This is a genomic window from Sphingomonas hankyongi (assembly GCF_023516575.1).
GTDB lineage: Bacteria > Pseudomonadota > Alphaproteobacteria > Sphingomonadales > Sphingomonadaceae > Sphingomicrobium > Sphingomicrobium hankyongi.
Window position 1 is genome coordinate 699,938 of record NZ_JAMGBE010000001.1, and the last position, 22,926, is coordinate 722,863.

At 59.6% G+C, this 22,926-nt stretch carries 18 protein-coding genes and 1 tRNA gene; 10 read left to right on the top strand and 9 right to left on the bottom strand.

Annotated elements, in window-relative coordinates; genetic code table 11:
• Nucleotides 1-83 precede the first annotated feature (83 nt).
• The 5 genes from LZ538_RS03810 (at nucleotide 84) to LZ538_RS03835 (ending at nucleotide 3,853) form a co-directional block, all read left to right on the top strand.
• Nucleotides 84-398: an excalibur calcium-binding domain-containing protein gene (locus tag LZ538_RS03810; RefSeq protein ID WP_249830663.1), complete on the top strand. Its 315-nt coding sequence runs from the start codon at nucleotides 84-86 to the stop codon at nucleotides 396-398.
• 29 nt (nucleotides 399-427) lie between these two features.
• Complete coding sequence (locus tag LZ538_RS03815) at nucleotides 428-826, top strand: surface-adhesin E family protein (protein ID WP_249830664.1); 399 nt, start codon at nucleotides 428-430, stop codon at nucleotides 824-826.
• 380 nt (nucleotides 827-1,206) lie between these two features.
• Nucleotides 1,207-1,998 carry a hypothetical protein gene (locus tag LZ538_RS03820; protein ID WP_249830665.1) on the top strand — a complete coding sequence of 264 codons (792 nt, stop codon included), beginning with the start codon at nucleotides 1,207-1,209 and terminating at the stop codon, nucleotides 1,996-1,998.
• Between the two features lie 506 nt (nucleotides 1,999-2,504).
• Complete coding sequence (locus LZ538_RS03830; protein ID WP_249830666.1) at nucleotides 2,505-2,879, top strand: zinc ribbon domain-containing protein; 375 nt, start codon at nucleotides 2,505-2,507, stop codon at nucleotides 2,877-2,879.
• 272 nt (nucleotides 2,880-3,151) lie between these two features.
• Nucleotides 3,152-3,853 carry a DUF2971 domain-containing protein gene (locus LZ538_RS03835; protein ID WP_249830667.1) on the top strand — a complete coding sequence of 234 codons (702 nt, stop codon included), beginning with the start codon at nucleotides 3,152-3,154 and terminating at the stop codon, nucleotides 3,851-3,853.
• A 120-nt stretch (nucleotides 3,854-3,973) separates the two neighbouring features.
• Here the strand turns inward: LZ538_RS03835 and LZ538_RS13345 are convergent, their stop codons facing one another.
• Nucleotides 3,974-5,239, bottom strand: coding sequence for a Shedu immune nuclease family protein (locus tag LZ538_RS13345; RefSeq protein WP_249830668.1), 1,266 nt, complete (start codon nucleotides 5,237-5,239; stop codon nucleotides 3,974-3,976).
• A gap of 90 nt (nucleotides 5,240-5,329) precedes the next feature.
• On the opposite strand from LZ538_RS13345, the gene LZ538_RS03845 reads away from it, so the two are divergent.
• From LZ538_RS03845 to LZ538_RS03855, 3 genes are read left to right on the top strand one after another with little or no spacing between them, the layout of a single operon-like run.
• A complete protein-coding gene (locus LZ538_RS03845) occupies nucleotides 5,330-5,662 on the top strand; it encodes a nucleotide pyrophosphohydrolase (RefSeq protein ID WP_249830669.1) in 333 nt (110 codons plus the stop codon).
• 37 nt (nucleotides 5,663-5,699) lie between these two features.
• The gene (locus tag LZ538_RS13190; RefSeq protein ID WP_283937544.1) at nucleotides 5,700-8,249 is read left to right on the top strand and encodes an MrcB family domain-containing protein; all 2,550 of its coding nucleotides are present in this window, start codon (nucleotides 5,700-5,702) and stop codon (nucleotides 8,247-8,249) included.
• Nucleotides 8,246-9,310 (top strand): 5-methylcytosine restriction system specificity protein McrC, encoded by a 1,065-nt coding sequence (locus tag LZ538_RS03855; protein WP_249830670.1) that lies wholly within the window; start codon nucleotides 8,246-8,248, stop codon nucleotides 9,308-9,310. Before LZ538_RS13190 ends, LZ538_RS03855 begins: the two co-directional genes overlap by 4 nt.
• 159 nt (nucleotides 9,311-9,469) lie before the next feature.
• On the opposite strand, the gene LZ538_RS03860 is transcribed toward LZ538_RS03855, so the two are convergent.
• The 4 genes from LZ538_RS03860 to LZ538_RS03875 all read right to left on the bottom strand — a co-directional run bounded on the left by LZ538_RS03860 (nucleotide 9,470) and on the right by LZ538_RS03875 (nucleotide 18,558).
• The gene (locus tag LZ538_RS03860) at nucleotides 9,470-15,592 is read right to left on the bottom strand and encodes a tetratricopeptide repeat protein (RefSeq protein WP_249830671.1); all 6,123 of its coding nucleotides are present in this window, start codon (nucleotides 15,590-15,592) and stop codon (nucleotides 9,470-9,472) included.
• Nucleotides 15,593-15,602: 10 nt separating this feature from the next.
• The gene (locus LZ538_RS03865) at nucleotides 15,603-16,418 is read right to left on the bottom strand and encodes a hypothetical protein (protein WP_249830672.1); all 816 of its coding nucleotides are present in this window, start codon (nucleotides 16,416-16,418) and stop codon (nucleotides 15,603-15,605) included.
• Between the two features lie 66 nt (nucleotides 16,419-16,484).
• Nucleotides 16,485-17,780 (bottom strand): hypothetical protein, encoded by a 1,296-nt coding sequence (locus LZ538_RS03870; RefSeq protein ID WP_249830673.1) that lies wholly within the window; start codon nucleotides 17,778-17,780, stop codon nucleotides 16,485-16,487.
• A 277-nt stretch (nucleotides 17,781-18,057) separates the two neighbouring features.
• A complete protein-coding gene (locus LZ538_RS03875) occupies nucleotides 18,058-18,558 on the bottom strand; it encodes a hypothetical protein (RefSeq protein WP_249830674.1) in 501 nt (166 codons plus the stop codon).
• A 182-nt stretch (nucleotides 18,559-18,740) separates the two neighbouring features.
• Here LZ538_RS03875 and LZ538_RS03880 point away from each other — a divergent pair, with 182 nt between their 5' ends.
• Entirely contained in the window at nucleotides 18,741-19,481 is a 741-nt protein-coding gene (locus LZ538_RS03880; RefSeq protein ID WP_249830675.1) for a topoisomerase DNA-binding C4 zinc finger domain-containing protein, read from the top strand.
• Between the two features lies 1 nt (nucleotide 19,482).
• On the opposite strand, the gene LZ538_RS03885 is transcribed toward LZ538_RS03880, so the two are convergent.
• The 3 genes from LZ538_RS03885 to LZ538_RS03895 all read right to left on the bottom strand — a co-directional run bounded on the left by LZ538_RS03885 (nucleotide 19,483) and on the right by LZ538_RS03895 (nucleotide 21,929).
• A complete protein-coding gene (locus LZ538_RS03885; protein ID WP_249830676.1) occupies nucleotides 19,483-20,694 on the bottom strand; it encodes a tyrosine-type recombinase/integrase in 1,212 nt (403 codons plus the stop codon).
• A gap of 173 nt (nucleotides 20,695-20,867) precedes the next feature.
• A tRNA-Ser gene (locus LZ538_RS03890) sits at nucleotides 20,868-20,960 on the bottom strand.
• Nucleotides 20,961-21,050: 90 nt separating this feature from the next.
• Entirely contained in the window at nucleotides 21,051-21,929 is an 879-nt protein-coding gene (locus LZ538_RS03895) for an aldose 1-epimerase (RefSeq protein WP_249830677.1), read from the bottom strand.
• A gap of 128 nt (nucleotides 21,930-22,057) precedes the next feature.
• Here LZ538_RS03895 and LZ538_RS03900 point away from each other — a divergent pair, with 128 nt between their 5' ends.
• A complete protein-coding gene (locus LZ538_RS03900) occupies nucleotides 22,058-22,381 on the top strand; it encodes a hypothetical protein (protein WP_249830678.1) in 324 nt (107 codons plus the stop codon).
• Here LZ538_RS03900 and msrB read toward each other — a convergent pair.
• The gene (gene msrB, locus LZ538_RS03905; protein WP_249830679.1) at nucleotides 22,378-22,875 is read right to left on the bottom strand and encodes a peptide-methionine (R)-S-oxide reductase MsrB; all 498 of its coding nucleotides are present in this window, start codon (nucleotides 22,873-22,875) and stop codon (nucleotides 22,378-22,380) included. The two genes, LZ538_RS03900 and msrB, sit on opposite strands and share 4 nt — an antisense overlap.
• Between the last annotated feature and the right edge of the window lie 51 nt (nucleotides 22,876-22,926).

Here is a 22,926-nt window from a genome sequence, read left to right on the forward strand (position 1 = left end):
GCCATCGCACTCGGCTCGAATCGGTCTTGACTCTTGGTCGCCTAACCGATCAATTCAAATTGCTCGGTTCCCGGGGGAACTACATGAAACCGCTGACTATTTTCGCGCTCAGCGCTCCACTCCTAATTATCTCGCTTCCGGCTGAGCCTGCTCTGGCGCACGGTGGGGGTCTCAATTCAGAGGGCTGTCACAACAATCGCAAAACGGGCGACTACCATTGCCATCGGGGAGGGACTAGCTCGCGCTCAAGAAGCAGCAGCCTCGTGCCCCAGAAAAGCGGTGCAGCATACCACAATTGCACTGCCGCAAGGGCCGCAGGCGCTGCTCCCGTGATGCGCGGTGACCCTGGCTATGGACCACATCTTGATCGTGACAACGATGGCATCGGGTGCGAATAGCCGGCTAGGACTAAGAGGGGGAAGTGTCAGTGTGGCGTAAGATGGTGTTGGGGGTCGCTGCCCTCACTGTAGCGAGTCCGTCGCATGCGGAATGGCTGGAAATCACTACCTCTTCCAACGGCGGCGTGTACTTTATGGATCCGGACCGGATTCAAAAGGCCGGCAGCCGAATCAAAGCATGGTTCAAAGTTGACCATTCCCGAAATGCTTCGGTGAAATACCGGAAGGAAATGCTCCTTTTCAGCATGAACTGCGAAGCTCGGACGTCCAAGCTTATTTCGTTCAGCGAATATGACAGTTACGACAAGGTCCTGCGGTCGCGAACGTTTCCCGAATATGGTTTTTCCGACGTCGGCTTCGAACCAGTGACGCCAGAGACCGTAGGTGAAACAATGCTCGAGGCCGCTTGCATATTTAAGGACCAATGATGGTCGGGCGGAGGAAAGGCTGTCCTCGGTGTGCGGAGTATGTGAGAGCTGCTGCGCAAGTATGTCGATACTGCGGACATGAATTTGAGCTCAGTCAGGGGCCAGCAAGCAAGTCTTCGTCACGACGTATCAAACTGTTGGCGGCAGGTGCGGCAACAGCCGCGCTGACTGGGTTCGTAGCTTGGGGCGTACTCAGTGATTTGCGGAGCCCTCCTGCCGATGCGATCACCGTGACCTCCGCTCAGCCAGCAAGCGCCACAAAAGACCTAGCGGCCGTGAGCCCCGATCTTCCTGAAATCCCCGTGGGTAGCTTGTTTGCCTGGGCAGCGGACCGAATGCCTGCGGAGGTCCTTCGGCGACTTGGGCCATACAACCTGCGTGTGAGTAAGCGCACAGACGAAGGCCTTGTCGCCCCGGTCGTCGAAGTTACTGCATATGAACAGTCGGTGCGGATGGAAGGGGAGCTAACCCATCCATCGTTCAGTCACGAGATATCCGCGGTTCAGGTTCGGGCTGGAGCTCCGCCTGTTGTGATGCTGCAGAGCTTTTCCGGAGGCGCCCATTGTTGCACCCATGTGCAACTCGCCGGATTGTCCCAAGGACAGTTGAAAATAGTTGATCTGGGATCTTGGGACGGTGCCGAAATCGAGAAACCGTCGGACGTGTCGGGGGATGGAATCGCGGACTTCGTCTTGCGAGATGATGCCTTCCTTTATGCGTTTGCCGCCTATGCGATGAGTTTCGCGCCCCCCAAGGTGTTGAACGTTGTTAACGGCCGCGTCATCGATGTCTCGCGCAATCCTGCCTTTCGAACACTGTTCCTCGAATCAATGCGAGAGGCGGGCCAAGTGTGTCGGTCCGACGAAGACGGCATGACTCGAAATGGCGCTTGTCCAGCTTACGTTGCATCAGCTTCGCGGGTTGGAAAGTTGGACGAAGCTTGGCGTCAAATGGTGCTGGCGTATGACGCCTCGACTGATTGGGAGCTACCCCAAGGGTGCCGCGTCAAAGTAGCCAGCGAATGCCCCACAGGGTACAACATTTTCTATAAGAGCTATCCTGAGGCGCTTCTCGGATTCCTTAAGGATCTTGGGTACGTCGAGAAGGGGTGGCGGCCGCCTGAATTGCGTTCGCCTGAGGCAGGTCCCGCCCCTATTCCAGATACCGCGTAGCTCCGGAGCGGGAAGCCAATGCGGTTGGGATTATTCGCGTTCCTTGTTGCGCTGCCTCTTATCGACTCCTCCGAGCCCATGACCCTCGTGGCGCCGGTGGCGATCAACCGCGGCTCGGTCTTTCTTTGTACGCCGACTGCAGTTTGGGATGGCGATGGGCCCATTTGGTGCGCCGAGGGTCCGAAGGTCCGCATTGCTGGGGTGGCGGCGCGAGAGATGGACGGCTCATGCACCACCAATCAACCGTGTCCCCGCGTTGGCGCGATCGATGCACGAGACCGGCTTGTCGCACTCTTCGGCGGCCCCCGTGGCACCAGGCCGGAGGGGCATATCAAAGTTCAATCTGGGACAATGCGTTGCGTGTCAGATGGTTCGGCCGGTGGCTCGCGAACCGCTGCGTGGTGCACGTCACCCGCCTTCGGTGATCTGTCGTGTGCGGTTGTTCAGGCCGGCGGTGCTGTGCGTTGGGCGCGATACTGGAAGTCTCATGTTTGTAGGTAGGATCCATGCAGGCAGATGAGCGAAAATGCCCGCATTGCGCGGAGATCATCAATCGCGAAGCGAGAGTGTGCAAACATTGCGGTCGAAGCAGCAACGAGAGTCCAACACTCCTTCTCGCAATTATCGGCGTCGTTCTGCTGATCGCCGCGGCTCGATCGTGTGGATCAAACGAACGGCCGGTTCGGGAAGAAGCGACACGGGTCGTCACCACCACCGTTTCAAGCAATCCGTCGATCTCGAGCGAAGAATGCGAACGCCGGGGCGTCGACTATTACAAAGAGATTGGTGCCTACCCAACCCTGAGCGATGGAAGAGTCGCGGAAGACGTCGCTATCGAGCGCTGCGGGCGCACCACAACTGCTTTTGGGCCTTGGAACTGATGGGTTCAGAACAATGATAAGAACGACAGCATCAATCAGATGCGATCTGCCAATCGTTCAAGTAGCTTAGCAGCACACCCGCGGCGGACGGTGCGTCCGCCATTTGCTCTCCAGCACCCAGTTGCGGTCATACTTGAGGACGCTACTTTAGGTTCAGCCAGGTTCTACAAGGTAGCTATGCAGTGATTAGAGCCAAATCTCACGAGAGGAGGGGGAGCATTCCTGGCATAGAGGAGCCAGGTCGCTCAACCACGCTCTGGCGTTATATGAGTTTGAGTAAGCTGCTGCAGATGCTGGAATCTGGGAGCATTTGGTTCTCGCGTGTCGATCAGCTTATTCAAGCCGACCCGTACGAAGGAAGCTTACCGTTTGGGCTGCTTGAGGATGAGGACGAACGACCAAGAACACGCGACGCTGCGATAGAGCAGAAGCACCAAATGGCGCCAGGCTCGATGTCTAAAAGCAGGCAGTTGTTCCGTGAGACATTTCGTCAGCAGAGATCAAACACGTTTGTGTCCTGCTGGCACTCTGGCGCAAGCGACAACGACGCGATGTGGCGACTTTATGGCGCAGAGAAAGATGGCTCGGTTTGCGTCAGATCCACCGTCGCGAAACTTGCCCCTCGGCTGCCGGCGTGGGTCATGCTCGGTCGAGTAAATTACGTTAGCTATGATGAGCCTTGGCTCGAAGAGGCCAACGCATATATCCCCTTCTTTCGGAAGAGAACTTGCTTCGAGCACGAGAGGGAGGTGCGATTACTTTTCAACAAGACTCTCGACGATATTCCTAACGGTCCGGGACAAACCGCGACGGGTTTTGCAGTTGCATTCGATCCCGAACAGACAATTTCCACCATCTACATCTCACCAACGGCGCCGGCATGGTTCGAGCAGGTCGTGCAGAGCAGTGTCAGGCGGCTCGGGATGAAGATTGAAGTCGCGCCTGCGCCAATGGCACGAAAGCCAGTATTCTAAGGATAACTGATTTGTAAGATCGCAATTAAGTTCGGAAGGGCTAGCCCCTCCGAATCCCGATCGAAAGAATACGTCGATCGGCTACGCTCGCCGCCACCCTTATCTGTGCTTCCCCCGTTCTTACGGCAGGACAGCCAGGCTCTCCGCCTTCCGCCGCGAGAGCGAGGCGATGATGTTATTCAGCCGCCGTAACAGATCGTCGTACGTCAGGATGTCGATCATATTGGCGTACTTCCGCTTGATAACCTCAAAATCAAACATCTGACGATCCGATAGAGCCGGTTGCCCATTAGGCAGTCGATCACGGCCCAGGATGATCATCGCCTTTGGATTGGTAACGCGGATCGAAAGGGATCCGGGTAACGAAGGTCCATAGCGATCGGTCAATTCACGCTCTCCTGGCACACCCCATTTAGAAAGGTGGAAGAGGTACTTTTCGGCCTGCATGATGCTTCCCGAAAGTTCGCGCGTCGGAAGGCTGTTATCTCGGTAGAGAGTCTTTGTGACCACGACGTTATCGAATGGCTTTTTAATCTCAATGACATCGATATTGCCGCCCGCGTCTACGAGACACAGATCGATAAACCGTCGCCGCGTACGACCTGGTGTCGTGTAGAAGTCCGCAATCTCGACATTCTCGAGGACAGCAATGTACTTCGGAAAGATGAGTAAGATGACCTTAATGATCATCCGTTGCCAATCTAGTTCGGAATAAGAGTTGGCGGCCTTCAGCCAATCGTCGATCGTGTCACGAACGTAAACGAATTTGTCGATCTCCGCTTGCAGAAGCTCGTCTTGGATAAGCGGTTTGTCAGTCACCGACGATTTACGTCGACTCAAATATTGTTCGTAGTTTTCTCGCGCACTCTTGAGGCTGTCGAGAAATTCGCCGATGATCGTTTCCACTCGTGCGCTCGCGTAGCGATCCAATTCACCCGAGTTTGGAAATCTTCCCAGTAACTCTCGAAATGCCTCTATCGGTATCTTGTCGTCCCGGCTGCCTCCGATGATGATCTCCGCATCGTGACCCTTTACCTTAGCAATCCGGCGAAAAATGCCGACGTTTCGCTCCGCAATAAAAAGTTTGCGCTCCAACCAGACATTATCGGAAATTAGAACATCGTTCGCTATGCCCAAGATCCTCCCGGCAATTCGGAAGTAGCCAGCGTCCCTCGTGGCAAAATGGAAGCGAAATATCGGTTCGGAAAATTCGTCTTCGGCCTCTTCCGACGGGGCGTCGATCAGATCTCCATTCTTGAATGTGAATCCTCGACTGATCGTAACTTCACCGAGCGTATTCAATTCGCGCAGAATCCACTCAGCGCTATTCAGTTCCGGCTCATAAACCAGGATGACGCTCCGAGTATTTACTTCGAACTTTATCACCGGCTACTCCCTAGATATCGGACCCTCGTGGCACGCCACCCTAATTGATGCTTAATCGGGACCCTGTGCCTTCCTTGAAAGGTCAAAACGGTGGATGACCTACTCGAACGTTTGCATTCCTTCCGCGATAGGCGGGACTGGGCGCAATTTCACACACCGAAAGATTTGGCCATTTCGGTGATCGTCGAGGCTGGGGAGTTGCTGGAGGTATTTCAGTGGCAGCCTGCTGACGCGCCAATTGATCCGAGCAATGTCAGGAAGATCGCCGACGAAGCAGCCGACGTTCTCATATATCTCCTGCTGCTTGCCGACCGAGTTGGATTTGACCTGCTAAGCGCGGCCAGCAACAAAGTGGACGAGAACGAACTGCGATTTCCCGAGACCCAGACCTTTGGTGTCGCCAAACCTCCAAAAGCCACTTAGTTTTAATGAGCGGATGTATGCGTCGAATGGAGCCGCAATGAGTCTGTCGCTTCTATCCAGTCCCGAGGCCGTTCGCTCGGCCATGGCCGAATATGACGAGCTCGGTCAGGACGAATTCTTGGCCAAATACGGCTACCGCCCGGCAAGGGCTTACTTCTTGGAAGAAGGGGGTCGCCGTTATGACTCTAAGGCAATCGCCGGGGTTGCCGTGGGTAAGCAACACCCCCAGCGAGGTCCTTTGAGATCCGATGAATTTAGCGGTGGCTTCAACACTGTCCGTGAGAAACTCCAACAGCTGGGCTTCAATGTTGTAAGCGATGGCGCTCCGAGTGCGCCCGCGGTTATTTCCGCGTCTGATCTCCAACTCTTATCGCAAGCCAGGGCATCAGGCGCACGGTACACAGACCTTACCGACGACCAGATTGCGGCATACTCAAGAGTCGACTCGTCTCTCCGACAACTCGGCGACCTGGTGCTCGAAGAGCTAGGGTCCGTGGACGAGTACACTCGTGCTTTAACGGCTGGCTTTCATCTCCAAAGTGGTGTGCGCGGCAGTCAGCCCAAAGACCTTTGGTTTGGCGTATATGCATCGGAAAACAGATCGGCTTTTGCAGGCAATCCGCAGATCTTCGCGATCGCATCCGGCCGGGGTCTCGAATATGGCTTCGGTGCTTGTACGCATCCCTCGGACTTTTCGAATCAGGAGATTAAGCAAAGGGTCCGGACCGCAGCACCCCGCATTTTTGAACTGCTGCCGCAACCGGGAAGTCCAGAAGCCCATGCACTTGACGAGAAGTTGCAGCAAACCGGTGGATGGAAGTTTCGGCGGAAGGCTCGGCTCGACGCAGGGGGGTCAGAATTCGCCACTCTGGATGAGTGGCTTCGCTTTATGCATTCCACCCAAGGGAAGCGCGAAGCAGGTGGAGGGATCTATCGCTTTATTCTGCCGGCTGAGATCGACGGTGCAGATCTCGAGAAAGAGCTCACAGAAGCAGCACGGATTTTCAGACCGCTGATGGAAAGCGTTCGAGCCGGTAGTCGGAGCACGTTGAACCAAGCGATCACATTAGAGGACCTGCCTAGTTTCGGATCCCTCCTGCGTGATGCCCTGGACAAATTCGCTGCTGCAAGAACGGGGCCGATGGGCAGATCCCAGCCTCTTTGGGACGCAATGGACAGGGTAAAACAGAAGTTGAGATCTCTGCCCGCCGTCGCAAAACGAGAGCATATCCGAGTGAAATGGAGTCTCGGTCAGGGGGTGTGGGCGAAAGTGCCTTGGATCGCCTTGATGGACGAGAGGCACACGACAAGCACTCAAAGCGGAACCTATGCGGTCTTTCTCGTGAGCGAGAACCTGCAACGTGTTTACCTAAACCTAGCTCAAGGGGTCACTGAGTATCTGAACCGGTACACGGCGACTCAAGCGGCTCAGGAATTGGAAGATAGAGCCGCTGAGCTCCGTTCCGAAGTGGGTGAGCTAGCCGAGTCCGGCTTCACCTTGGACAATAAGACCGACCTGGGTTCGGATGGCACTCTCGCGAAGAACTACGAACGAGGAACCATCGCGCACAGGAAATTCGAGCTTGAACACCTTCCTTCTGATGCCGAGCTGAATGAGCTGCTTGAGGCCCTTCTGTCTGCTTATGATCGAATCCTACTGGGTCTGATTAGAACGCCTATTAGCCTTGACGATGCTACGCCGACAGTGACCGATCCGTACGGAATCGACGAGGCTCTGGACGGCCTGTTTGCTGGGCGCGATCTAATTGAAAAAATTCTGAGCGTATGGGCCACGAAGAAGAACATTGTTCTTCAAGGCGCCCCGGGGGTGGGAAAGACATTCGTGGCTCGCCGTCTTGCGTTTGCGCTCATTGGTTCCAAGGAACCGGCGCGGGTCGAAGCAGTCCAGTTCCACCAATCGTACGGGTACGAGGATTTTGTCCAGGGATACCGGCCTACGGATGCCGGTGGCTTCGCAGTTCGTAACGGCGTTTTCTACCGCTTCTGCGAGGAGGCCGCCAAGCACCAGGAACGTAGGTATGTGTTCGTCATCGACGAAATCAATCGCGGAAATCTGTCAAAGATTTTTGGCGAGCTCATGCTTCTCATTGAGCCCGAAAAACGCTCGTCCGATTGGGCTACGCGGCTTGCATATTCCAAGGCCGATGAGCCGCCGTTCTACGTTCCGGATAACGTGCACATCATCGGAATGATGAACACCGCCGATCGGTCTCTCTCGATGGTTGATTACGCCCTTAGGCGGCGCTTCGCTTTCTTCGACATCGAACCAGGCTTTGAGCACCCCGCGTTCGCCACGTACTTATCCGCGAAGGGTGTACCAGGGGACGTCATCGACCGAATTCGGAGCCGTATGGGTGAACTCAATGCTGCGATCGCTGCTGACAAGGTGAACTTGGGTCCAGGCTTCAGGATAGGGCACAGCTTCTTCGTACCCAACGAGCAAGTCACTGATGCCGAGGTTTGGCTCGCGCGCGTCTTCGAGACGGAGATCCAACCGCTTCTCAAGGAATATTGGTTCGACGATCCGGCGCAAGCCGACAGCTGGTACGAACAGATCGTTCAGTGACCATCCCGATCCGTAACCTTTACTACCTCTTCACGTACGCATGGGCGCGATTCCCTCCCGGCGAAGAAGTGCCGACCGGTGTCGACGAATGCCCGGATCTGCAAAACTTGCTGGCCAAACTTCTGATCGACGGAACACATCGGCTGATCCGCCGGGGATTGGACCGGGGCTACATCTCGCTGGAGGAGGACACTCGAACGCCTCGTGGGAAGCTGCTTCTAGATGAGATCATGAAGCGGCAGACTCTTCGAAACGGGCAGCTCGCTTGCACGTACGATGAACTCTTGCCGGACATTCTGCACAATCGCATTCTGAAGTCGACGCTCAAGCTCTTGGCGACGGCTGAGCGTCTAGAGCCGTTTTTTAGGCATGAGCTCTTGCTTCTGCACCGCCGTCTCCAAGGAGTTTCCGATTTCCGCCTGGATGCGGCTTGCTTCAAGCGGGTGCAGCTTTCCAGAAACATTCGGCAGTACGGATTACTTCTACAGATCTGTGAACTCGTGTTTCACTCTCTGCTACCAGACGAACAAGGCGAGGGGTCTCGCTTTGCGGACATCCTCGACGACGAAACTCGGATGTCAGCCGTCTTTGAAGACTTCCTCAGAAATTTCTACGCGTACGAGCAACAGACCTTCTCGGTCGGACGAGAGGTATTCCCCTGGGAGGCCGAGCCCTTAACGATCGGTGCACTTAGCTACTTGCCCGCCATGCAAACGGACATCACGCTGCGATCCCCAGATCGCGTGATCGTGGCCGACGCTAAGTACTACAAGGAGACCCTGACGCGATTTCATGGAGGGTCGAAAATCCATTCTTCCAATCTCTACCAGCTTTACGCGTATCTAAAGCACACCTCCGCCAGGCATCCCACGATCCCGACAGATGGGGCGCTGATCTACCCGACGGTGAACCGAGATCTGTTGGTCGATTTCGAGCTCCCCGCACATCACATCCGGGTCGCCACCGTCGACCTGTCCCGCCCCTGGCATGAGATTCATCACCACCTGCTCGATGTGCTGTTCAAACCTTACGGCGACGACGCCGCAGCTATTGCCGCTTAGAGGGCACAAGCTTGCGAGCTATCAGAACGGCGGTAAGTGCGCCCACCAGTAAGCGCAAAAACATCCATGGAAATCGCCGGAAAATTCATTCGCTGAGGCGGCCGATGTATCCGCCGACCCTGCCTAGCTGGATACCCGCAGCGCTACGAAGAGGAGTGGCTAAGTTCCAGTCACGAGCTTCAGCTGCGCCCGCGCACGACCAGTCCGCGTTCGGAGCAAAGGATCGACGGCGGTCATCGTCTCGAGCCACCCGAGAAAGATTTGCGCGTCCGTCTTTGCAAGTTGGGCGCGCGAAGAAAGCTCCAGCATCCAGTCGCCTATGGCGTCGCGCCATGCTGCTGCATCTTCGCGGCTCGCGGCGGCAGTCAACATCAGCTGCATCTCGAGTGCTGCCTCAATGACGCCCGGCGCACGCAGACGCAGGTGTCGATCGAGGAGCCGCACGGTATCGGCAAGGGCCGGCAGCCGGTGCGAAGCTGCTAGCGTCGCCAGCCCCAGTAGATAAGCGTGGACTTGTTCGGGCTGCTCGTCGCCGAACAGCCGTGGCCCGGCCTCTTCGATCCTCACGGCTGCCCGCTCAACCAGGTTGTTGGAGAGATTGAACATGACTTCGCAATTGATGAGCGCGTTCAACGAACGAAAGGTGAGGGGCTCGTCGGTAAGGCCGCGCTCGATTGTCTCGAGAAGCTCGGGAGGTGGGGGGCGCAGCGTCCCACTGATCCCGCCCTCGAGAGGTCCAGGCCAGAAGATCATCGGAAGCTGAAGATGATCCTTGAGGCTGCCGGTCTCGTCGGTCAGGGCCGCTCGGAGCGCGGGCGTCAGCAAATTCTCGTCAAGCCCGTTCGCCGCGCTCGAGAGCCGGCCCGCAAGCTCATTTTTGAGCTGCGTCGGCGAGATCATGTCGGGACGCCATCTCGGCTCCTGCCGGAGATCAAGAAGGCTCTGGACGGCAAAGCGCCAGCCGCGCTCTTCGAGGCAATAATTGGCGAGCCGGCCCGTCTCGACTTGTCCGAAGACTGCACGGACAACGAGCGAAGCATGCGCAATAGCTGCCTGCCGCCGCCGAAACGGCGGCCAATCAGGAAGCACGCCGTGAAGGCTCAACTCCGCGTCGACATAAATGGCGAGGCTCGAAAGGAGATGGATAGGGCCAGCCTTATCTTGCGGGTCAAGCGCTCCGAGCTGCTCGGCAATGGCGACGAGCATCGGCTCGAGCTCGGGATCGGCTTTCGCCCTGGAAAGCGCATGTTCGCCGAAAGCAACCTTGGAGACGAGGTCTGCGGTTTGCACCGCCCAGTGGCCAAGTGTTCGCCAGTCGGCCTTGCTCAGGGCATCGAAGTCGGCGCCAGCGAGGATCTCGGGCTGACTTGCCCGGAGCAGTAGCCATTGAATCCGCTCCAGCGGCTTGTTCTCGGCCCAGTCGACCTCGTTCCGCAGGGGGTCAGCGAGGAACTCCTGGAGGCTTCCGGAAGTGCTCGGCCCGACCAGCCGCTCATAATATTGGTGATGTTTGGGGACGAGAGTCGCGGGTTCGATGCCGCCCGCTTCGAGGCTTTGTAAGATCTCCTGGAGGACGAATGGCGGGAAGGCCTGCTGATCACGATTGAGCGTCTCCATCTCCGCTGGTGAGAGGGGGGCCTCGAGCAGACGGGTTCGCCATGTTTGAAACGATGCAGGCCGAACCCGCCCGTCCTTCAGAAAGCGGTCGAGGATCGCGACCCGGACTCTTGGGCGAGGATGTAGGCCCGCGATCCCGCGCACTCTGTAGCTGCTCGACTTGTGCCGAAAGCACAGTGCCCACCCGCTCTTCGGCTCGGTAGACAGGCGCCAGGATCGTCCGGACTCGTCCTTCACGTTGAGAGTATTGGCGGGCGCCGCGTAGAGGGCTTTCACAGCTTCAAAGACGGCCGATGCCTGGAAGGCCGCGTCGCCAATTTGCATCGTCGCTTCGAGCTTCAGGCCGCTGGCCTCTTGTAGCGACTCATCTTCCAGCATCCAGAGGGTCAGGAATTTCGGAAACCGGTTCAGCATTATCCGGTAGGAGTCGATGAGCTTCGCGCCGAGTTCCTTGGTGCTTTCCTCAGCAACCGAGCGAACGAAGCTGCGGAGCGCTTGCAGCATGTTAGTGCGAAGCCACCGCGCATTGCCGAGAAGAGGACCGATGAACCGCTCTTCGACCCACGTCTCGAACGCGGGCCTCACGCGCTTGTCCGCCTGGTCGAGTCGGCTGGTGACCGTGATGACGTCGAGGAGGACGGCAGAGCCCGCCATCCCGTCGAGCTCGCGGCTCACCCGTGAGTCGGCCCAGCCGCTCCGGTCAATGAGGCCGAGCAGCCACTCGGACCGGGCCGCCCGCTCGTCATCCCTGACGACGTCGCGCCACTGCGCGGCTAGGGCGTCGGCAGCCGCAATGTGGAGCTGGTTGAGCCAGGGACCGTCCTTTTTCGGGTCGAACCAGCCGCGCGCCTGAATCAGGCGGACGTTCTCGCGCAGCGCCCGCAGCTCTGCCGTTTCAAGGAGCCGCGGCGGGTCCGCAGAAGTGTCGACCGCCGCTTCGTCGACCAGCCTTTCAAGCTCCATAGCATCAACCGGGACGAAAGCCGCGCCTGCGCGGCGCAGGCGGTCACGCATTGTCTCCAGCCGACCGGGCTCGATGCGTCCAGCAGCTGCAAGGCGCGACAGGCATTCGATCGACGATACTATGCAGTGGGATTGGCCGAGGTCGTCGAAACGTTCGTATCTGTTTAGGAACCGGTCGTCGGTCACGAGGAAGCCGCTTTGCCGGGCAAGCGAACTGAGCGTCTGGCCGGTCTGTTCGTCCTTATCGCCTCGTGGCGCAGCGTCGAATGCGAGACGCCCTGCCTGGCGCGCGCGTGTCAACGACCCGCGAATGCGCGTGAGAACAGCGTGCGCCTCGTTGGCGACCGCATCCACCTCGAGGAGAGCCTTTGCTTCGTCGAGCTCTGTAGGGGAAACGATTGGGATCAGCCCGGCATCGACGATCCGGTCCAGCAGCCGAACGTGGCGGAAGTAAGCGACCGACAAATCGCTCAGATAGAGGGTCGCGCCCTTTTGGATGATAGGCTCATCCGGCCAGCGCTCCTCCTGCAAGGAGAGATAGGCGCGGGCCGCATCCGCCTCGTCCTTCCGGATGTGGCCGAGCCTCGACAGCGCATCGACCACCGCGCTGCAGCTCGCAAGATGCGCCCGATATTCAACGAGGGGCACTGCTTCGCTGGACAGCGTCCCGACTCGCGTAATCGGAAAGGGATGAATGAAGAGATGCTGCCCTTCGCTTTGCGAGGCTGCGTGGCTCAGCATGTCGGCGCGCCCGCGGCCGAGTTCGAGCATTAGGCCGGCATCGGGAATCTGTGTCGCTTCGAACGCCTGAACTTTGCCCCTGGCGACAAGCTCGAGGAGACGCCGCCCGAAGGCGATCTGACTCGGCTGGTGATAGCCAAGCCGCGCACGCTCCTTGAACAGGCTGATGAAGACATCGTGTCGAACGACGACGCGTTTGAAGGAATCCAGTACCGGGTCCAATGCATCAAAGGCCGCAAGTGTCACGATGGCGCTGGTGTCGAGCGAGATCGCGTCGTCCGGGATCGGCTCATCGGCGAGCGGCATGGCCCGGCCACTGAACAAAGGAATGAGGACTTGACGGCGAACGTCGATGACCTTCGGATTGGCGAGCAGCGGGGAAAGCTGCATGTCGAGCCAAGAGCGCCGAAACATCGTTCCCACCAGCTCCAGCGGCAGGGCGCCGGCGGCATGATGGTTGAGCGCCTCCTCGACCCTCGCTTCCCATTCGGGCTGGCCCTCCACGAGGTCGGCCAGTGACGCTTTCTGAACCGGTCCGTTCTCGCCTGATTGCTCAGCGGCGCGAAGGATCCAGCTGCCGGCTTCCGGCAGCTCGTCTTCTGTCCCCGAACGTGTCGCAGCCATATAGGCGGAGATAAGGATATCGGGTGCGTCCGGTGCGGCGGCGACCGCCTCCTGGGCGAAGGCCGTGGCCCGCTTGGCGCCGACCTCGGCGGCGAGGTTCGCGGCGCGGACGAGCTCCTCGGCGGAGCGCTTGGCTCGGTGCTGCCACTGCTCCTCGAGGAAGCCATCGAGTGCGTCCCACTCGCCGGTGGCGATCAGGAGCTGCATTTTGAGCGTCCGGTCGTCGACGTGATCTCGCCCCGCCTCGAGCTTTTCGAGGATATTCATGGCCTCCTCGAACCGACCCTGGCGGAAGTTGATCCAGCCTGCTTCCGCGAGAAGGTCTGGTGAGCGTTGGACCACGTCGCCGGCGAGCGCGAGGGCGTCGAGCGCATCCTTGTCCCGCCCGTGGCGAACGAGATGGCGGACAACGTCCGCAGCGATATTGCTGTTGGGAAGATCCCGAAGCAAGGTCTTGGCAAGCTCGACGAACCGGTCGGGAGCGCCGGCTTTCAAATAGCGTCCGATCAGCGGCAAGAGCCGTGCCGTCTGCGGATCTTCGCGATAGGATTCCTCGAGAGCCTCGATGGATGCATCCCGATCCCCGCTCTCCAGGAAGCTCGAGAGGACCGACCTGAGACCCCTCGGCAGGCTTTCCGGCGCCGACTCGAGCACCGCGCGCGCCTCTTCGCGACGGCCTAGCGCGGCGAGGCTGTTGACCTCGATTGTGACGCGGTTAGCCGGATCGAGGATCCTCTCGAAGGTCTCCCGGTGTCGCTTGAGAAAGTCGAGGGCGTCGGCGGGAGCAGATACGCTGAAATCAAGCAGCAACGCGAGCATCGGCTCCGCGACCTGGCCGAGGTTGCCGGGACTGCGCGCGAGACGCCGCGAAATGCTGAGCTCGGCCGCCTTCCGGTCGACCTCGAGCTGGAACCCCAGCGCGAGCGGTAGCAGTGCGAGACTCTGCGCCGGATCACGAAAGCTCGCGCGAAGCTCGGTGAGAGCTACGTTCGATGCGTCGGGATCGCGCAATTGGAGCCACAGCGCGTAACGGCGCGCCGCCGCGGCGTCGCTGGCGAGCTTCAGTTCGCCGCAATGGTCAGCCGCGCGGAGCATCAGTGTCCGGGCGAGCCGGCGGGCTTCGATTGAAAGGCCGTCGTCCTTCAATGGAAAGGCAGCGGGACTTGCCGGCGGCCCCTGAAGCACTATGGGCTTGAGATCGGTGGGCACGGTGCTGGCCACGAGCAAGGCCGCCGTTGCCCACAGCAGCGCGGGCGTTTGCCGGTAATCGGCTTCGGAAACGGCCGCGCTCACCGCCGCTGCATCGTCCCAGCGGTCAAGCTCGGTCAGCGACACCATCAGGACATAGCGGCCGTCGCTGTCCAGCGCCTTGGCCCCGAGGCCTGCGTGGTCCGCGCGTTCGAGCCCGGCCTCTGTGCCTAGCCCGAAGCGCATGATCTGGAGCATCGCGGTCGCCTCGACCGGCGAGCGGTCCGGATCGAGTAATTTGAGCCCGGCTTCCCAGTCACTCATGGCGGTCAGGAAGGCGCGAGCGACCAGCAAGGTCTCGGACCGCTCCGACGCGATCTTTTCCGCTGCTTCGAGGAAGAGGTGGGGGTCTTCACCCTCTTTGAAGGCGAGCACGCGCGCACACCAGGCGAGCGCATCTGCCCGGACTGCGGTGCTCGCGGTTCGCAGCATGCCGTCGATGAGGTCCTTGCTCAGGTCTCGCGCCTGGCTCGCGGCATCGGCCGATGCGAAAAAGCGCGATCGCCGCAGACGATCAAGCCGCTCCGCGGCCTCCTTATCGGCGAGTTCGCCCGTTTCCGACGTCTTCAGGAGGCTGCGCAGACTGGCTTGCGTTTCGAGGAGGACCGCCTCGCCAGGCGTCACGTCGCGGCGAAGGCTCCGCAGCACGAAGTCGACGGCCTCTCCGAGCACGTCCTCGCCGCCGGGCGCTCCGTCACCGGCATCTGCCGCGAGCACTGCGTAGTGGGCGAGCGCGTCGGAGATGAGGGCGCTGTCGTCCTCGCCACGGATTTTCGCTCGGACGATCGCTTTGACGCTGACCTGTGCCTCCCTCGTCTTAATCCAATCCGACGAAACGCTCTCCGCGAAGATGTCCGGACGGACCAACCGCGCCTTCCAGCTAATCCTCAGAGCCTCGGGCAAGCTCTGCGGATCGTTGGCGAGAATCTCGATCGCTTGGTCGAGGCTGGCCTCGAGCGCGTCGATCTCGGTCAAAAGCTCGTCGGAGCCGCGGCGGCGGGCAAGCTCGCGTCTCACCACCTTGACGCCGGTCGACGCCGCCTTGGCGGCCGGGCCCGCGAGCTTCGAGGTCAAAGGATCGATCGGCAAACGGAGGCCGTTACACTCGAGGCAGCGTCAACCGGCCGTAGTCCCGATCAAGCATCAGGATGTTACTTTGGCCGATATCATCGAAGTTGATCGAGCCTTGCTCGTGCCAGCGCTTTGTTTTCGGCTGCGCAAGGTCATCGATAATCCTGCCGCCCGGAAGGTGAACGTAATTGGCCAGGTCAATCGGATCGATCATCCTTGCCCTCTTATCGCTGGTCTTGGCCTTGAAGAGCCACGCGATACGCCGATCAACTGGCAACTCCTCGCTTTGCGTGCGGACAGCTGCCTGGTCGCCGCCGATCAGCTCGCGGCCGAGCGGTGTAATCTGGTATTCCGCCTCCTTGCCGACATCTCGCCGAACCACGAGATCGTGCGCGAGGAGCTGGGTCAGCACGTTCGAGAGATGCGCGCTTTTGATGCCGATATCCTCGAGGAGATGGCGGCGCCGAAGAAAGCCGTTCGCGCGGTCCAGCCGCTCGAGGATTGCGCGCGCCCGGGGGCGCTCGGCGGTCGACCGTGCGGGGCTGATCTCAGCGAGATTTACGGACTCCCGCATCAAATCGACAAGGGCCGTCAGACGTTCGGCGGCCGCTTCGTCGTCGAGCTCGAGCCTCGCCTTGACGTTCTGAAGCAGTGCAAGCCAGTCGCGGATCTCGGGATCGAAGCGGCGCTCGACGAGCAGCGACCAGACCTTGCGCGCGAGAGCCGCATACACTCGCCGGGTCGCCCGCCCATCCTGCTCCAGCTCCTCGCGAATGGCGAGGCGCGCAGTTTCCGGAATCGCGTCGCTGAGGTCGAGGGCCTCTCGACGAATCAAAGCTGGCATCGTCTTTCCTCATAGCTATAAGAATCACACAATACACTACACTTCACTATTGTATATGCGCATAGGTTAAGAGGGTTCCAAGGTGCTCGCATACCAGGGCCCTTTTACCGTGACCGGCTTAGCCAGGAGCGGCTGACGGGGAAAAGCCATCACCTTGCCGGTCACCACCTTGGCTGGTCGGGCCGGCTGGGCTACCGCGAAGGTGCGAGTTCCGAAGCGATTGCGCATGGTGTCGGCGGTTACGCCATGGCCGGCCATGGTGGTTCTTTCGCTGACGCTTGAAATCATCGAAGGCACTATCGCCACGTCGACGTCGAGCCGACGGTAGGGGACGTCGCACGTCCCCTCGAGAAAGTCGCGGCAGATGGCGACGGTCACCAGCTCATCCTCGCAGATGAGGATATGGACCTCATCGCCCGGAACGATCGCCTCGAACCGCCCGCCAAAATCGAACTTGGCCCATTTGAAAACCTCGAACAAAAGCCTGCCATGCCCATCGAGCACGGCGGCGGCATTGCGCATACCCCCACTATCGCGGTGCCAGCTACCAGCGACGAGATAGCGAAGTGCAGGCTCCCCATCGAGCGCCGAACGCTTGAGCTGCGACTGGAGATGAGCGACGCTCGCGTCCGGCATGGTCAACTCGGCCCAGACGATGACAGCACATTCGTCGCTCCGGGCGCTTGCGAGCTGCTGATCGATTAGCGTCTCGGCGTTGAAGCCGTCGAGTTGCACGATCGTGAATCCGGAGCCGTCAGGCGGCGAGAGCTTCGGTACGAGACCGGGGAACAGGGCTGCGCCATAGCGCCTGGCTCCTCCCTTCTTCTCCTTGTCGGCATCGGCGCGATCGAGAGCGAACGGCGAGCGGTGAAGGCGCACCTTGAACGACTCGATGCCGGTCGGAATGACGCGGTGGTGGATAAGCGCCCGGCGGAGGAACGGCTTGCCTTCGGCACTCGCAAGCGGCGTCATGCGCGGAATGACATAATGAAGACCATCCGCCGTCCTCCACAGATCCTCGAGCTCCTCGTCCCGATCGGTTTCGAGGAACTGCCGGCCTTCGAGCGCGACGCGTTCGAAGGCTCGCAACAGCCGCGCCGCGTCGAGCAGCGTCACGTGAGGATCGTCGCCCTCAGTGATGGCGATCTCGCCACCGACGATGCGCCGGGCGCGCTCCTGAATGCCGTCCATCAGCTCGGCTTCGCTGATCTCGCGAAAACCCTGGAGGATCTGCACAGGGGTTTTAGCGAGAGCGGCATAGATCGACGCGATGGCGTCGGCGATTTGCCCATGATCATCCGAGTGGGTTTCCGCGAGGCGTGTCGCGAGCGCTGCCCAGCAGGCCGAATCCAGCTCGGTCATATACCGCTTGCCACTAGGACGGAGAGAACGACGTAGTCAGCGCCCCGGTGTGGCGATCCATTCACTCGACTCCAACTGTCCCTTGTGAGGCGTACGCTTGTCATGTGCAGCGGCGCATTTGCCGCTGTCCACCCGCGGCTGCAACCGTCAATGAGGTTCTATATTGCCTTGGGTGTGGATTTTGTCGGACGCCGAGCATACTTATGAACGCAGTACGACGGACTCCCGCTCTGCGGATTGATCTGATCGCTGCCGGTCGATGGTCGTAGTCGGAGCATTACTCCGTCCGAAACTCCTCTTCGTCGACTCTCGTGCTTATTGAGATGCTATAAATCTCGGCTGTCCGGTAGCGAAGCTTCGTGCCGGTGAAACAAACGACCTGCACTTGCCCGGTTCCAGCAACGGTCGCGAGCTCCGCCAATCGCTCCTGAGGAGCGAAAATATACCCGAAGAGTTGCCCATCGCGAGCCCACGCAGATCCGATAGTCAGCTGACTGTCACCCAGCGTCTGGTCCAGCATCCCGGCACGCCCACTACACGTAACTTCTACACGATCGAACTTCGGCACTTTCGGCTGAAGTAGCTCACCGGAGAATGTCAGCGTTGCAAGCTCCTCATATGCGCTTTGGTCGAGGGAGCTTTTGGGGTTGCCGGCGCGCAACGCGTAGTCGTACTCCCAGCTGCTTACCCGTATGAGATATTGAACGAACTCCTGGCGTTTACTGCTTGTCCGTTTGCGCTTCTTCCGTGAAGTGGACCGCTTCGCTGTCTCTGCCACCGCTTCACTCCCGCTTCGGGTGCCTGAACTGTAGGCCCGGCGGACGCGGTGTCCGCCGAACCCGCTCGGTAAGGTTCTGAATTTTCCACTGCTTCCAATGGCGCGTCTAGCGGCTGTTACTGTTCCGTGTTGCACAAGGCATTTTGTGGCTATGCTCAGCAAGGCACCGGGAGAGGTAATCCGTGCTTTATGCGCCTGAGGAACCTGAAGCCGATACTATCCGGGTTCCGGTTGTCCGCGTGTTTGATGGTGACGGGTTTCTAACGCGGATTCGCAAAGTTCCGGGTAATAGCGAGATTGAAGCCACGGTGCGGTTTGGCTTCACCGATGCGCCTGAGTTGGAGCAGCCGGGCGGCTATGAAGCCAGAGATTTCTTGAGCCGCTTGATTGAAGGCCAATGGCTCGACTTAACTATTCTGTTGAAGACCAACACCTCTCAGATAGTGGACGCTTACGGGCGCATCGTTGCCGTGCCTTATCTCAGGCAAGAGCGACCCGCTGACCCGGCACCGGCTTCAATGATCAGCCGCCTTATGAGGCCAACACGCAAGCAGTCATACTTCTCAAGAAACATTGAGCTTGAGATGGTTTTGAACGGCTGGACATGGGTTCTCGACCGCTACTGCCCGGATGAGCGCTACTTTGAAGCGCTTGAAGACGCCCAGCGGCACAGGCGCGGCATTTGGGCCGCCGACAACAATATTCACCCGTGGGAATTTAAAAAACAGCGGCACGTCAACCGAAGGCGGCGCCAGGGCAGAACCGCGAGTGCGCCAACCCCGGTTTCTAGCGCAAGCGTCGGCGCGAGTTGCCCAAGTGAGGGATGCGACGGTCGGCTCGTGCCGCGCTCGGGTAAGTTCGGCGAGTTCTACGGATGCTCTAGATTTCCAAAGTGCCGCTTTTCGCGCAGTGCCGTTCCTTGAGCTAAGCCGATTTTGAAGCCGCAAGCTCAATCACGTTATCTTTGCCACGGCAAAAGTCGCCCCACGCCTTCATTAGCTCGATGCGCCGGTCGAAAAACTTACTGCGAAGGTAAGCTGCTTCAGTCTCGTTGGGATTGGAGTGATTCAGCGCCGCTTCAGCGATCTTGTCAGGAAAGCTGGTGGCGTCAGCAATCCAATCCCGGAAACTCGACCTGGCAGTGCCGTGAGCGGTTATGTTGGGACATGCCGCGTGAAGCACCTTGTTGATTGCAATGTCCGACAGGATTGAGCCGCTAGGGTTGGGGAAAATCAGGTTCAAACCTTCAGCCTTGCGGTCAGCTTGGACGGCCAGAATTTCGAGCGCTTCAGAGTTGAGCGGAACCCGGTGAGCTTCTCCATTTTTGGAGCGCTCTTCCGGCACAGTCCAAACGTCGCCTTCCACTTCATCCCAAGTCGCGCCGCGCACTTCCATTGATCGGGCGGCGGTCAGGATTGAGAATCGGAGCAACAGCGCGGAAGTCACATCAGGCTTGGCGCGAAGGCTAGCCATGATCGCCGGAACGTCCTTCCAAGGCGGAGCCGCGTGTGACTTTAGTTTTCCGTTGGCCTTTGCCACCTTGCGAGGGTTGGGCAGCAGCGTTTTTAGGTTGCCTTTCCAGCGAGCAGGGTTGCGCCGATCAATGCCCTCTTTGGTGAAGGCATAATCAAGCACGGCTTCGACCCGCATTCTGACGCGAGTGGCGGTTTCCGTTTTGACTGCCCACAGTGGCAGCAGCAGCTTGTGTATGTCGTCCGCCGTTATGTCGCTGACCGGCATTTCGCCAATGAAGGGATAGGCATAGGTTTCGAGCGTGTTGCGCCACTGTTGCCGATGCTTTGGATTTTTCCAGCCGCTCTCAAATTCGCCAATATACGCCAGCGCAAAGTGGCGAAAGGTTTTGGCGACGGGTGGCCTGATTCGCTCAACCGGGTCACGGCCATGCTCAACGTCAGTTCGCATTTCGTCAGCTAAGTCGCGAGCCGCCTTCAGCGAGCGGGGGGCCGGATAAGAGCCAAGACCAATTTGCTTGATCTTGCCGGCTTTAGAGTAGCGGAAAACCCAAGCCTTAGAGCCGCTGTTGCTTACGCGAAGGATTAGGTTCGGCTCAACGGTATAAACGCCCGGCTTCGCGCTGGCGATCGTTTTGTCCGTAACACTCTTGAATGTGGGCATTTTAGCCACCTTTCCCGCCGCCACCACGCCAGCAAGTGTGCTGTTACAGGGCGCTGTTTCATTTGGGGCCAAACACCCCCAAATCCGTGTGGATGCAGGTGGACAGCCGAAACCTCGAAAGTCAAGGTTTTCAGCCATTTCCTAGAGCGTTTTTGGCGGTTTCGCTAGACCGCTGGCGGAGACGGAGGGATTCGAACCCTCGGTACGGGAATCCCCCGTACGGCGGTTTAGCAAACCGCTGGTTTCAGCCACTCACCCACGTCTCCGGATGCGAAGCGCTGGCCTCCTGGGCCGAGCGCGAGCAGCGAGGAGCGCGCTATATAGGCGAGATTTCCAAGCATCAACCTGAACGGCAGCTATTTCGGGATTACCTCCAGCGTCATGTCGAGAGCCATCCCTTCACCTGGGCCAAGCACCCGCATGCCGAGGTCCGGCCAGCGCTCTTCCGGCTCGTTGAGCGCCGCATTGGCATGCGTCACCGGCTCGGCAACGAAGATGCCGCCAGCCGACGGGGAGTAGAGCTGGAAGAAGCGGGCGTCGGGCGAGGACATGCGGATCGTGAACGGCAAATCGGGATCGCTGATCGTCGCGCTTCCGCCCCACCCTGCGAAGCCATGATCGAGGTCCTGGCCGCATACCAGCCGGTCCCGCAGGTCGAAACGTCCGGTGGCCGGCACCTTCTGAACCGGCAGGACATGCTCGTCGATCGTCCAGGCATGGGTCACCTGCGTGTCGACCAGCGTCCGCGGTCCGCAGTCGAAATAGGGATGCTGGCCAAGCCCGCAGGGCATCGCCTCATTCGAGACATTGCGGCAACTCAGACGGAGCGAGAGCCGCCGCTCGTCCAAGACGAACACCTGCTCCGCCTCATAGTCCCACGGCCATTCGCCCCCACGATGCGAAAAGCTTAGTGTGGCGTTGCGCTCTGCTGAGCGCTCCACCAGCCAGGGCGCGAGCCAGCCCTGACCATGCAAGGGACTGGGGTCGCCGGCCATGTTCGGTTCGAGCCGGATTTTTCTCCCGCGGAACATGAATCGACCGCCGCGAATGCGGTTCACGAAAGGGACAAGCGGGAAGCTGGCGGCCTCAAGGACATTTTCGCTGCGGCTGTTGCATTCGCGCAATATTGGGATGGCCCGATTGCCATCGACCCATTCGAACGCAGAAATACTGCCGCCAACACAAGGGTTTAGCGCCAACCTCAAGGAGCCGGCTTGCAGGCTTACGGCCGTCATTTCCTAAACTCCCGCTTTCCAAACCATTCACAGGACGGCAACTCTCTTGGGGATAATCGCCGACTGGACGTTGCGCGGTGAATCGCGCCGGAAGTATTTAACGCCCCGGGGGCCGGGGAGGGTCACGAATGAGTAGGCGAGTCAAAGAGTTTGTCGACATTGCCGACCATGTGTCGATCGACGATCTCATCGAGCGGCTCAGAGAGCTGAGGGATAGCCTTCCGAATGATGCCGAAGCCGAGCTGCGATTGCGCGGCGACGAGGTCTTCGGCCACAGGATCACCATCAGCTATTTCCGCGAGCAGACCGAGGAAGAGGCCGAGTTCGAGCGCCGCTACGCCGAACAGGAGCGCGAAGCCAAGGAGCGCGAGCTTGCGCGGCTCCAGGCCGAGCTGGGCGTCGTGTGCTACGCCGCGCCGGGCAAGCGCGGGAAGCTGCGCATCGTCGCCTAAGCGATCCCGTTCGGCCTGAACTTGAGCGCCAGGCCATTCATGCAATAGCGAAGGCCTGTTGGCCTGGGCCCGTCGTCGAAGACATGGCCCAGATGCCCACCGCAACGAGCGCACATCACCTCTGTGCGAAGCATGCCGAAGGTGCGGTCGGACCGCGTCACGACCGCGTGAGGCAGCGGCTTCCAGAAGCTCGGCCAACCCGTTCCGCTGTCGAACTTCGCGCCCGAGCTGAAGAGCGGCGTCGCACAGCCTGCGCAAACGAAGGTCCCGCGGCGGTGCTCGTCGTTCAGCGGACTGGTGAAGGCGCGCTCGGTCCCGGCCTCGCGGAGGATATGGTAGCGCTGGTCGCCGAGCAGCCGTTTCCACTCGGCGGGCGAGCGATTCACCGCGAACTTCATCCCGCTGTCGGCCTCGGCCGATGTCGGCAAGCCGTACAGCAACAGGCTGACTGCGCCGGCACCGGCGAGGCCGAGGAACAGCCTGCGGTCGTTCATCTTTGGTTACTCCACCGTAACAGACAGGATCGTCGCCTAGACGACTCCTGC

Coding starts and splice junctions, on each gene's coding strand:
- LZ538_RS03810 (WP_249830663.1), top strand. CDS start 84: ATGAAACCGCTGACTATTTTCGCGCTCAGCGCTCCACTCCTAATTATC.
- LZ538_RS03830 (WP_249830666.1), top strand. CDS start 2,505: ATGCAGGCAGATGAGCGAAAATGCCCGCATTGCGCGGAGATCATCAAT.
- LZ538_RS13190 (WP_283937544.1), top strand. CDS start 5,700: ATGAGTCTGTCGCTTCTATCCAGTCCCGAGGCCGTTCGCTCGGCCATG.
- LZ538_RS03865 (WP_249830672.1), bottom strand. CDS start 16,418: ATGCCAGCTTTGATTCGTCGAGAGGCCCTCGACCTCAGCGACGCGATT.
- LZ538_RS03870 (WP_249830673.1), bottom strand. CDS start 17,780: ATGACCGAGCTGGATTCGGCCTGCTGGGCAGCGCTCGCGACACGCCTC.
- LZ538_RS03885 (WP_249830676.1), bottom strand. CDS start 20,694: ATGCCCACATTCAAGAGTGTTACGGACAAAACGATCGCCAGCGCGAAG.
- LZ538_RS03895 (WP_249830677.1), bottom strand. CDS start 21,929: ATGACGGCCGTAAGCCTGCAAGCCGGCTCCTTGAGGTTGGCGCTAAAC.
- LZ538_RS03900 (WP_249830678.1), top strand. CDS start 22,058: ATGAGTAGGCGAGTCAAAGAGTTTGTCGACATTGCCGACCATGTGTCG.
- msrB (WP_249830679.1), bottom strand. CDS start 22,875: ATGAACGACCGCAGGCTGTTCCTCGGCCTCGCCGGTGCCGGCGCAGTC.